The organism is Desulforhopalus sp. IMCC35007, from assembly GCF_005116575.1.
Classification (GTDB): Bacteria; Desulfobacterota; Desulfobulbia; order Desulfobulbales; family Desulfocapsaceae; genus Desulforhopalus_A.
On the sequence record NZ_SWCN01000012.1, the window covers coordinates 88,335 to 100,087 of the forward strand.

Consider the following 11,753-nt stretch of genomic DNA (forward strand, 5'->3'; position numbering starts at 1 on the left):
TTTTGTTGAGCCTGCTATCTGGGATGCACAGGAATAAGGTAAACATCAGATAAAAACGACATCTCAAGAGATTCACACTGCCAATATCAACGCTTGATACGAAAGTATCAACATTTGAATCGTTTAGAAATGGAGTAACGCCTGAACTCAGCGACGGCGACACCTAAACTTGCCCGTCAGGCCGCATACGTTCTCGCCGTCCGCTGGAGTAATTTGTTAGATTTTATACCTATTATTGTTTGATATATTTCTTCAAAACCGGCTCTCGAACATCGGCTACCAACGATTCTTCGCAAGCACTTGACCGATTGTACTTACTTATAAAAGCGACATACACGGGGTTTGATGGAGGCGGGTTATCGAACTGATCAAATATGTTGAAACCTTTTAATTTAAACAACTCCCATTCTTTGGCAGTTGGTGGATCGCACTTTGCACGAACCCATTCAGAATAAGCAGATGGGCTGACGAGCAAACTCTCTTTTTCTGTTTCTGACAAGAAATAGACATCATCAGATGAAATTGAAAACATCTTCTCTATATAGGCAGTGGGTACTTCCATATCAACCAAGTACTTCCTGGTCGCATTTCTAACTTTCGCATATCCACCCTCTGCCTCATTTAGAGATAGGCTGGCATAGTGCTCAGGCTTGAAATACGGTCTGTGTAATCCGATATCAGAAGATGGCCAAGCTGTTTTAGAAACCCCTCCAACAAGAATAAATACACAAGCGCTAGCACAAGTTTTATTTACGCATGTGCCGGAAGCTGTTTCTCTAATAAAATGCCCGATTTTCATTGCCTCTAAAACATCCCCGCCAGAAGAGTCAAGGGTAAAGTATTTAGGGAATGAATTAGGTGGAGAAACAGCTTTTACAATCTTGTTAAGATCTCCAGGTTCGATTTGACCTGATAATAACAGTGTGTGTTCGTTATCCTTTACCTCTGTCACTTCAAGGCCAAAGCATGGAGAAACGGCACCCCACAACATAAGCCAAAGACAAAACAGTCGAATTGCTATCATTGAGATCTCCTGTGAAATCTAACGCACTACTCTGCGGCGAGGGAACCGAGTCCGCGGCCGTAGAAGATTAGGAGCAAACCCACATTTTTATGGTTTATCGAAAAAACAAAATTATTTGTAGCCAACAAGAGGGCATATTGCATCTAAAAGTTTCTTTGCCAAATTCTGGAGGGGGCCAAAAACCGGAAAATTTTTATACCCAGTCTGTATGTATCTTAATTCCGTTGAAACATGCAGATCATTAATCAGGTTTAGCACATCGATATCGTCATCGGATAATTTAACATGGACCTCAATGTTTTCCTTTTTGGCTGCGTCCCAACAATCGTTTAATTTGTGAGATAATTTCGTAATATCGTTTAATGATTTTCCTTTGAACAAGATATAGGATTTGATTGCGAGCTCAATTGAATGAGCCACCAGGAACATTACAGGAGGTGGAGCGACAAACTCATATCCAGGCCTCATTCCAATTACATCATCGGCAGCAATAGCTGCTTCAAAATATTCGCGCGCATAGCGGGCGAGCCCAGCAGGCGTAGTACTTGAAGTATTGCTCATGATACCTCCTAACGTCGTCTTCACTAGTTCAACTGGTGAAAGACTTTGTTGATAAATTTTGAATCTACTCTGGTTTTACGCTCAGATATTGTTCGTCCTGTCAATAATTAAGATGTGACCCTTGATTCTTCTCCCATTGCACCTAATTGAGTATCCCAGAGCATTCCGGAAACCGAAACATTCAACACACCGGGAACGTTTGTGAGGACTCCTGCACTACATACTGATGAGTTTAGTCGGTGATCATTTGAGTACAGTCGAAAAAACCTACGTCTGGGTAACGTTTTTTCGCTTCCTCAAAAGACAATGTCTTCATGTCATCACAAATCTTTTTCATCCTAATCTCTTCATCTGTTGGAAACTTTTTGCGACAAGCATTATGAACAAGCCTTGCAGCAACGTCACTATCAACCCCTTTCGAATTCTCAAGAATACAATCTTCGTAATTATCCGGACCGAACCAACCGGCAACAGAAGAACAGGGGACAGAAAGAACACAGAGTGCTAATAAAAACTTTTTCACGGTTAAATCCCTCCTTTAATTAATCAACAGCACAGAACATGCAATTCAGGAAATTTTCTGTGCAATGGGCTTTCTGACAAACCTACGTATCCTCATGGCCGCTTGCACATCCCCACCTAAACTGTTTAGTTCCAATGTTCATGCCGTATAGTTCTGATGGGTTTCTAAGCGCTGATGATTAGATAACACACCAATAAACTTCTTGTAATCATTGGGAGCTATTTCACCTTGGATAACTAAACCATCAAATAGGCCTATAGAAAGATAATCTGCAGCGTTAGCGTTCGTCTCAAGAACAAGAAAAATACAGGTTGAGTTTAGTTGATGTCGATTCACTTGCAATACCTGTGACCTTAGGCGGTCCTAGTGTAGTGATGGGTTATCTGAAAATTATTATTCAGTTACATAGTAGGGATTTGCTGATTCATTAAATTTAAATTTCAAGTCCTTAAGATCAAATAGATGACAACTTAATAACTTAATGGAATCTAGATCGAAAAAAACTATATTATGTCCTTCAGCAAGCATGCTTTTGTATGCAATTCCATCAAAGCCATTGTGTTTGAAAAACTCTGCCATTACTTGTGTTGGAACATAATCTGCAACTCGGTCAGTATTAGTCATGGGTTTCGAAAATGCAGTGTCTATATCAGCCCAGACAGCTTCTTCTCTCTTTTTCGGGCTAGGTTCTTTAAAATAAATTGTAAATTTATTGGTATTAACTGAGCAATCAACTAGCTTCATTTTTTTTAGAGTTTTAAAACTACCAACCGAAACTGTTGATCCAAGCCAAGGACGAACTTCTGCCATTGCGGTTTCTTTCGTCGTAGCTGTATAAAGATAAGGTATTCCTTTAGGATTTGCTCTCCCTTCAGATGCTTCATGCCTTAACGGAAGCATCCTTTCTGAAGGATAAGGGGCTGGAAGATCACCTATAAGGATATCATCTTGATATTCAGGTTTCCATGAGTGACCGAGTTGAGCTCGCCAAAGATGACTACCTTTTTTTATGTATTCTACTCTTTTGACCGATGCTTCAAGGACCTTCATCATGAATTTCATTATTTCTTTGTCATAGAAGTACCTGTTGTTCGTTTTTACAGATCGTTCAAAGTTCGAATAACTACTGTGACTTTTAAAATGTTTCATATCATAAAGATAACAAGTGATTGTGTAGAAACTTCTTAACTCGCTTTTTGTAATGTTATACAGAAGGAGGACGAGTTAGGCAACCTTCACGATACCACAACACTATCGTAAATTACCGGATATAGATTTCCACTGGCAACGAACATAGAAATACAAATTCAACGATTTGACCTTGTTCCTGTACATCCTGATTCATATCGGAATGTAAAGTTGCTCCATTTCCACACATCCGGCTGATTGATGATACTTTCAGTTCAGGCTGTATCAACCATTCAAAATGATCGAAATCTATTGCTCGCCGACACCAGGAAGGCCCAAGGCCTTCCTGGTCATACCATTGCGTCATGCAAATGAGGGAAAAACATGGTGCGATTGCACTCAAACTGCACAGTTTTCCAGAACCATAGCCATGTCCTGGCCGCCACCAATACACAAAGAAGCCAGACCAAGCCCCTACTTCTGACGCTTCATCTGGTGCATCAAGGTCACAAGGATACTCGCACCGGTACCCCCAATGGGATGCCCCAAACAGATATCGCTGCCAAGCACGTTGGTTCTTTCAATATCACACTTGAGCTCGCGCTTGCAGGCCATCAAAGATCAACAGACAAGCAGCTACCCATCACCCATCCCCTGTCCCCCTGGGCTCCTGGCAGGGCGTAGGGCTCCGGGCTCATGGGCTCTTCCATGCCACCGGCAAGAATCCCCTCCCCTTTTTCGCGTGAAAAAGGGGAGGGACAATCCAGGAACTCTGCTGCACAACTAAAAACTGTTGATTCCTGTAACAGTGTGTACTCAGTAAAGAGAGGTTGTTTTGCTTTTGTAGGATTAATTCACCTTCAGGGAACCTCCAGTACCTAAGCCACCTTTTACTTCTTGGGCTTTGTAGGATTTCAGGGCTATGACCATGTTATTAAATGAGTCTGTAAATGCCGCGACCAGGACTTTACCTTCAGCAGTATTTGTATAGCCCCCTCCACCTAAACCAATTCCGCTGGAGAAAAGACCACCAAGCATACCGAGGTCAACATTTTTGGCACTTCCTTCAGAAGCGGCTAATTGTACACCTGAGCGGTTGTCTATAAGCGTCAGCATCGTGCTCGCCTCTTTAAAGTTTAGACTACTGCCAATAAGCGATCCTACCGATCCAAACACTCCCCCTATCGCTCCTCCTATGCTTCCTGCATTATTGTTGCTGAAGGTTATTGAAGGACTCATGGAATAATCCGCTGCCACCATCTGGCCTTTTTGGAAATTTGATCCCTTTCGCAACTCACCAGAATTTTCAAGGGCGCGCTCTTCCATCATGTTATTCATTGCACGGCCACGCTCTACAACGACGAAGCAGTTAGATTGCTGTGCCAGCATTTTTAAAACTGGAGTTGTTGGTCCGAGTTTCCAATCAGTCCTCAAATATACATACCATGGGGCGGAGGTTTCTTCGACGACAGCTAAGGTGCCGAGTGTAGCATCACACCTCTGGAGCGCAGGGTTTACATTTTGGGAAGATGAACCTGCGGTAGAGCCGGTAGCGGTTGTCTTGGCTCCTTCCGAGCCCATCTGCATACCGATGCATCCTGTCAACGAGATTGAGAGAACAAGAGACGCGAAGAGCTGTAGAGTTAATACAGGTTTAAGGGGTAGAGTCATGATATTCTCCTTTTAGCGGTAGGTTGATTGAAAATGTATTTGTTCGAATAAGTTTTACTATTTAAATCATAATTTTACCTAACTGTAAACAGGAACATTTTGTCTGAAGGTGAGGGCCTTTAAAAGGGTTGACTTTTAAAAGGAGTTTGTCAAGACCTCCAAAAAGCGATAGGACAGATACCCCGTAAACCCATGGGCCAGTTGCCAGACGTTTGTAGGGAGAGGTGGAACATGTCACCTTCAATGGTGCCTACGCCATTGAAATGGGCCAGAAGGTTGTCTATACCACGAAGAGATGTGTGTTCACCCTTACAGATCATGGCTTCGAGCTGACTGAAATTGCTCCAGGCGTTGAGCTTGGAAAAAGACATTCTGCCCCAGATGAACTATCTCCAAGCACTCAGTCCAGAGATCAAGAGACCGAGTCCCCCCGTTTTCTGCATAACAGGCTCCATATGCCCTGCTCAAAAATAAAATCGCAGGGCTTGAATCGGTTTGCCCTAGTTATTCCATAGGGCTCTACAAAAACTCTCCCCCATTACTGCCCTTTGTTGTTTGGCCGTCTTAAGTTGAACGGATTACCGGTTTTCGTCCGGGAACTGAAGAATAACTTTGACATTCAACTCTGCTATAAATAATGTAAATCTCTGTACATAAAAAACATTTACAGTCTGCATGAGCAATGAGATGCGCATGCTGTTTGTTCACTCTACCGAAAAATCAAATCAGGAGGCAGTAATGGCAAAAGACAAGAAGGATAAGAAAGATAAAAAAGACGAGAAGAAGTGTGACAAGAAAAAATGTGAAAAAAAAGAGCTGAAAAAAGCTGAGAAAAAGAAAAAGGAGAAGAAAGACAAAAAGAGCAAGAAGGACAAGAAATAAGGTAATCTTTAATTTACAGGATATACAAACCCGGTTCAGACAAGGCAACAGGCTCATTCATTGTGAACCGGGACGATACCTGTTGTTCTCTGCTGTTTTTCATGCTCCGCCTCCCTGGTGAAACTCCCAGCGAGGGAGGCGACGCCAACAGAATCAAGAGCCCTTTCCCAAATAACTGAAAATCACATCAGGCCCATACAGCGCAATACCGGCCTGGATAATAAAAGAGAAGCCTCCTCATTGCCGGCCTGGTGTCATCAAGATCTGACTTCCGGCTTTAACCCCACTGCTTGAAGAATATCCCCGCACTATAAAAGACAGCGGTGACTGTCGCACTCTTCTTCAGCGTCTTTTCACACTGCGGCCTACTGTCAACCGTCAACTTTCTGATAATGCGCTCCGTCACTCCGGCAGGTTTAAAAATAGAAAGTATTAACCAAAAGTGAACCCCAATACCATTGCCTACACATTAGCACTACAATTTGATACAAAAATCCGCCATTGACTGCCCTTGTCAAAGAAAAAAAAACAATTATTTATAACAATACGCCTAACCTAATCAAAGGGCTACTCTTCATGCCTCCATGAACGTATCATGCTGTCAACACAGACAGAGTGCAGGAAGTTCAACAATCAAACACTACAGGGAGAATGTCATAATGAAATTAAGAACTTTTCTGGTATCACTTTCCACTGTTTTTCTCGCCTCAAACGCTCTGGCCCTTGAGGCAAGTTTTTCAGACAATGCCTGGGATGGAATAGATGTTCCAGAAGGACAACAATGTCAGAAATTTGGCGGCAATAATCCAGCAACTCCCAAGCTTATGATCAAAGATATACCCACCGGCACTAATGCAATCATCCTCGAATACAGCGATCGTGATTCTGAAAAAATGAATAACGGCGGGCATGGAAGAATGGTTTATACTCTGCACGCACCAGCCAGCGAAGTGGAAATCCCTTCAGTCCCCGGGCACACATTCGACTTACCTGCCGATTTCAAGTCAATTGAAGCCCACCGCAGTCCCGGCTGGGATAAGGAAGGCGCGTACATGCCCCCCTGCTCGGGTGGCAAAGGTCATGCCTACTACGTGACCATAAAAGCTGCTGATGGAGAAAAGGTTCTTGCTGAAACTGTCCTTGAGATGGGTAATTTCTAAGATTGAACATCTGCAAAAAATACTTCCAGCTCACGCAGCCGATTGCTCTGCATGAGCTGGAAAAGGCAGGGATCAACAAACAACAAACGACAAAAAAGAGTTACAGATTATCAATCACCAAACGCCACTTAAATCCAGGTGAAGCATACGATCAAGGATACGGTTGAAGTCCCCCATTCGTTATCATACCAGCTCATCACCTTTACGGATTTGCCGATCACTTTATTCGATTGACCTTCAATAATTGAAGAACGGCTGCCCCCCTGGAAACCAATGGAAACAGGAAGCAGATCGGTATCTCCATGTACTGTGGTCATTCAGCCACCCTCGATGCAAAATTGTCCAAAATAACATTAATGAAAGGTCTTATTGCAGTTCAGGTAGGTACCGTCTACATCTTTTAGCCAGACAAGATCAGGTATGGTGTTGATGAGAGTACGATGCCGACTCTCCGACAGTTTGAAACTATTTTCGCTTAATTTGCGCTCGATCAACGATAGAAATCATTTTCGCTGATGTCTGCAGCCCTCTCTTGGCTAACTCCATTTCAAGTAGCGGCCTTGAATTATAATTCTGAGCCGCATGCTGGAGTTGCTCTTCTCCACGCTTATATAATGCACTAAGGAGTCGCAATTTTTCTATATCTTCAGGCGGACCACCATAGCCAAAATTGATGGCACCAATAACCTCTTCTCGAGAGTTGCCAAGAGTATCCAGCCAAGCCTGGTTAATATCAATAAAATTGCCATTTTCATCACGGGACTGTTAGCTGAGCGGTGGGTGCTCCTTCATAGAGCTTTCTGAAATGGCCGCACTCTGCCTGTAGCTGAATCTGAATTTTCCAAGGCTCAGCAACCTTATTTTGATAGAATGCCAAGTCGGGGTATCTGGTTGCATGAGATTACATGGAGTACAGGTGCTGAAGCTTTAAGCAGTTTTTCTCCAGGACTTTTTCGGTGTTAGTCGCATATGAGAAAAGCTTCAAGGCGACCTTCGCAATTGCTATTGGACAAGACGAGCGAAGGACGCCCCTTGAGAAACAACCTCAGCCTATTTTACCCACCACATAAGGGCCTTCTGGAATAACGGCTACCTTTACGTGAGATTTAAGGAGTTCATCCACGGCTTTCTGACAATCCAGGATTTTGATCCCCTGAAAACGAGCCACATCCTCTTCTGACAGGCCAGGAGAGTAGATATAAATCTTACCCGCATGGGCAAGCGCCTGATAAATATTCTGGGCGCACCACTGATCGATGACAAAATTATCAGGATTTCCATGGTGCTTGTTAAAGTGTTCCGGGGTTGGATTCGACCTCATAATTGTGCAGAATTCCTCTCCACCAAGGCCCTCTTCACAGCCACAGGTGACAAGAATGGTGCCGTTTTTTTTCAGGATATCCCTTGCTGCAATGAGACATTTTGATACCTGATAAAAGGAAGCATCTAAGGGATACCCCCCCGCAGAGGTAATCACCAGGTCAACTTTTTCAGGCAGTTTCGCAACAGCGTGGTTGGCAACGAGTTTGCACCCTTTCTGATGGGCAAGATCGTAATGCCCTGCAAAGACCCCGGCCAGTTCGCGCTTCTGATTAATGACGACATTGAGGATAAAATCAACTCCGACAAGCTCAGTCACCTCCATGGCATACTGATGGAAAATGTTATTCTCCAGCCTGCAGTTTGCCTCGCGTAACTGATCGATTACCTTATACGAATGCATAAACTTCATGGTCTGATAGCTGGAAATCCCAGGCAGAATAGACTTGCGACTTCCTGAAAACCCGGCATAGAAATGTGGTTCGATGAGGCCGGTCAAAATTTTCAGATCAGCATCGAGATAATGGGTGTTGATTTCAATAGGCGCCCCGTCGATTTTTGCTATTTCCCGTAACTCTTCTTCTTTCTGGCAGTAATGGTTAACTATTTTATAGTTATCCATAATCTCTTTCCCGACCATCGATTCAAGCTCTTCCCCCAGATTGGGCCGGTGCATACCCGTTGCAATAAGAATAGTGGTGTTCTGGGGGGCAATACCCGCCTCTTCCAAGGTTCGCAGCAGCGGTGGTAGAATGATTTTATTTGGCACCGGCCGGGTAATGTCCGAGATAACGATACAGGCATTTTTACGGCCCCTGGCGATCTCTGTCAGAGGTGCAGTCCCAATAGGGTTCAGGAGGCTTTCACGTACCGCCGCCTCGGGGTTTGCAAGGGCTTTTGCTGGCCTGTTTTCAATGAGCTGAACAGAATCTGGTAACTCAAGTTGTATCGTTTCTTTACCACACAGAAGGTTCGCCTTCATTGTCATCTCCATCTATTTTTGTTAATTCATTACGGTTTGTAAAAATATTACCTACTCGGAAAACCAGCTCATTTCTATCATATCAATCCACGGTATTAAAAAAAAATAATACAGGATCGGTTTCATTTCTTTAATAAGGGGCTGCTCCCCTCTAACAATAGAAGGAATGAGTCCCTTGTGGCAGGTTGATTTTTTACAAAAATAAAACACCAATATGTACAGTGCTCAAAGCTTTTCTTCTCTTTTACTTTGCTGCAAACCAGCATCAAAAAACCAGCGGCAATACCATCCCCTGATGCCCGGTGGTCTTTTGCTAGCCGGTCACGATGTCTAAACCTGTACTCTCAGGAACAAGACATTTGTCCGATGTGGGATTCAACAAACAGTGAAACTTCTGGCGCGCTGCGGCCGCGCCGATAATCGCCACGAGATCATCCTGGCGAAAACACAGAGATGGTTCAGGATTGGCCTGCAGATTTCCATCCCGAATAACGCCAACCACGGAAACTCCGGTGGTTTTACGAATTTCAGCCTTCGCAATACTCACACCGATAAGTGGGTTGTCTGCGTTTATTTCCACCCATTGCAGATCAAACTGTTGTTCAGCTGCCCTCAACTGCCCAAGGGTCCTGTATTCCTCTCCCGAATTTGCTGCATTTGAAAGAAGTTCACTGCGCAGATTTTCTGTATGCAGCTGAATTTCCGGCACAGGAATACGCAGGTAGAGCAGAACCTGCCGGGTCATTTCCAGCCCGGCCTCAAATTCTGGATATATCAGATCAACCACCTCCAACTCCTTGAAGACGCCAAAAAACTCAGGGTCTGAGATACGTGCGACAACCTTAAGACGACTGTTGGCTTTTTTGGCATGACTGATAATTGAACGGGCCACAACAATACCTGGAATTGTCACCACCAGAAGTGCGGCCTCTCCCATATTCAACGCCTCCTGTACAACCTCCTGCCCCCCGTCGCCATAGATGACAGGGAAGTTGGCGGATTTAGCCCGTTCGACCCGCAGCTGGTCGAGTTCAACCACAACAAAGGGAATCGACAACCGCTGTAAAACCTGAGCGACCTGAAAGCCCATACGTCCACAACCAGCAATCACCACGTGGTGACGCAGTCTATTCTCAGGAAAGTTAAAAGATTCAAGAGGTTCGTGGCGAATCCAGCGTTTCTTGAGACTGTACAGGCGCGAAGTCTGAGAAGAAATGAAGGGGGTCAGTACCATGGAGACAACCGCCATGGTGAGGAACATATTGTAAAATTCGCTGCTGATAGACTCCGTGGAAACCCCTATCCGGGCAAGAACAAAGGAGAATTCCCCGACTTGGAAAAGTCCAAGGCCCACCGCGAGAGGAATGACATTTCTATAGCGAAACAGCCAGGAAATCCCTGCAAAGATAAAACCTTTGCCAAGACTCACCACAATGACGAGCAACATGATGAGAGGAAAATGACTGATCAAAAACCGCGGGTCAAGAAGCATTCCGACAGAGGCAAAAAACAGCAGACCAAAAAGATCCCGAAGGGGGATGATATCACTGAGAGCCTGGTGGCCATAATCCGACTCGCTCAGCACCATCCCGGCGATGAAAGCACCAAAAGCAAAAGACAGCCCCACCATATATGTCACATAGCCAACACCAAGGCCAATTGCGGTTATGGCGAGAATAAATAGCTCCCTGGAACCAAGTCTGGCAATAGTCTTCAGAAGATAAGGGAGCAGGCGGGTACCAATAAAAAACATGGATACAAGAAAAGCCCCCGCTTTAAGAAAGGCGAGCCCTAGGATGCCAAGGCCTGTGGCCGGATGGTTGAGCTGGGGCAGGATAATCATCAACGGTACTACAGCGAGATCCTGAACGATCAGCATTCCGATCATTACCTTGCTGGATAGAGTCCCCAGCCAGCCCTGGTTCATTAACGTTTTTAAGATCACCATGGTTGAAGATAACGATATCAACGAACCAAACCAGAGTGCACTCTTCCACTCCCAACCAAACGCCATGCCGATCAGAAAACCAAAACATATGGTCAAAATCATCTGCAGTGGGGTGCCGATAAGTGCGATATATTTCACTGGTTTAAGATCTTTGAGAGAAAACTCAAGCCCAAGACCAAACAACAAAAGTGCCACTCCTATCTCAGCCAGTAATTCAATATCATGGATTTCACTAATCGTCATTCCACCCGTATAGGGACCGAGGATAACACCGGCAGCAATATAACCAAGAATAAGTGGCTGATGTAACCGCTGCATAATCAGGCCACAGAAAAAAGATGTCAGGACAAGGATAATGATATCAGTGGCGATACCCATGAAACAACCTCATAATAGATAAAAAAGTCAGTTACTGGCGAACAATAGGACGTGATTCTACACTTCTTTCCTACTTTTTTCACTGCCGATCTTACTGAGGCCCCTGCAAACAATGCATAACAATGCTCCCTGTCAGCTTAACCCACGAGAGACTCCATCCTTTTCAACTGCCAGGT

12 protein-coding genes and 1 pseudogene are annotated in these 11,753 nt (G+C 44.4%); 2 read left to right on the forward strand and 11 right to left on the reverse strand.

Going from position 1 to position 11,753, the window contains the following annotated elements:
* Positions 1-232 precede the first annotated feature (232 nt).
* The 7 genes from FCL48_RS13795 to FCL48_RS13825 form a co-directional block, all read right to left on the reverse strand.
* Entirely contained in the window at positions 233-1,024 is a 792-nt protein-coding gene (locus FCL48_RS13795; protein WP_136872874.1) for a hypothetical protein, read from the reverse strand.
* A gap of 111 nt (positions 1,025-1,135) precedes the next feature.
* A complete protein-coding gene (locus tag FCL48_RS13800) occupies positions 1,136-1,585 on the reverse strand; it encodes a hypothetical protein (protein WP_136872875.1) in 450 nt (149 codons plus the stop codon).
* Positions 1,586-1,817: 232 nt separating this feature from the next.
* Positions 1,818-2,108, reverse strand: coding sequence for a hypothetical protein (locus FCL48_RS13805; RefSeq protein WP_136872876.1), 291 nt, complete (start codon positions 2,106-2,108; stop codon positions 1,818-1,820).
* 393 nt (positions 2,109-2,501) lie between these two features.
* Positions 2,502-3,170: an RES family NAD+ phosphorylase gene (locus FCL48_RS13810; protein ID WP_205747717.1), complete on the reverse strand. Its 669-nt coding sequence runs from the start codon at positions 3,168-3,170 to the stop codon at positions 2,502-2,504.
* Between the two features lie 540 nt (positions 3,171-3,710).
* On the reverse strand, positions 3,711-3,851 hold the full coding sequence (locus FCL48_RS25905; RefSeq protein ID WP_371418678.1) for a hypothetical protein: 141 nt from the start codon (positions 3,849-3,851) through the stop codon (positions 3,711-3,713).
* A 234-nt stretch (positions 3,852-4,085) separates the two neighbouring features.
* On the reverse strand, positions 4,086-4,907 hold the full coding sequence (locus FCL48_RS13820; RefSeq protein ID WP_136872878.1) for a CsgG/HfaB family protein: 822 nt from the start codon (positions 4,905-4,907) through the stop codon (positions 4,086-4,088).
* Between the two features lie 149 nt (positions 4,908-5,056).
* A complete protein-coding gene (locus FCL48_RS13825; RefSeq protein WP_136872879.1) occupies positions 5,057-5,278 on the reverse strand; it encodes a hypothetical protein in 222 nt (73 codons plus the stop codon).
* Positions 5,279-5,645: 367 nt separating this feature from the next.
* Between FCL48_RS13825 and FCL48_RS25000 the strand changes: the two genes are divergently transcribed.
* Entirely contained in the window at positions 5,646-5,789 is a 144-nt protein-coding gene (locus tag FCL48_RS25000) for a hypothetical protein (RefSeq protein WP_169309220.1), read from the forward strand.
* Between the two features lie 659 nt (positions 5,790-6,448).
* Positions 6,449-6,949 (forward strand): hypothetical protein, encoded by a 501-nt coding sequence (locus FCL48_RS13830; RefSeq protein WP_136872880.1) that lies wholly within the window; start codon positions 6,449-6,451, stop codon positions 6,947-6,949.
* A 128-nt stretch (positions 6,950-7,077) separates the two neighbouring features.
* Here the strand turns inward: FCL48_RS13830 and FCL48_RS13835 are convergent, their stop codons facing one another.
* From FCL48_RS13835 to FCL48_RS13850, 4 genes and pseudogenes are all read right to left on the reverse strand, one after another.
* Complete coding sequence (locus FCL48_RS13835; RefSeq protein ID WP_205747718.1) at positions 7,078-7,266, reverse strand: hypothetical protein; 189 nt, start codon at positions 7,264-7,266, stop codon at positions 7,078-7,080.
* Positions 7,267-7,414: 148 nt separating this feature from the next.
* A pseudogene (locus FCL48_RS25910) lies at positions 7,415-7,693 on the reverse strand (hypothetical protein); the annotation flags it as partial.
* A gap of 301 nt (positions 7,694-7,994) precedes the next feature.
* Positions 7,995-9,251: a nickel-dependent lactate racemase gene (gene larA / locus FCL48_RS13845; RefSeq protein ID WP_169309221.1), complete on the reverse strand. Its 1,257-nt coding sequence runs from the start codon at positions 9,249-9,251 to the stop codon at positions 7,995-7,997.
* Positions 9,252-9,564: 313 nt separating this feature from the next.
* A complete protein-coding gene (locus tag FCL48_RS13850) occupies positions 9,565-11,577 on the reverse strand; it encodes a cation:proton antiporter (RefSeq protein WP_136872882.1) in 2,013 nt (670 codons plus the stop codon).
* Positions 11,578-11,753 lie beyond the last annotated feature (176 nt).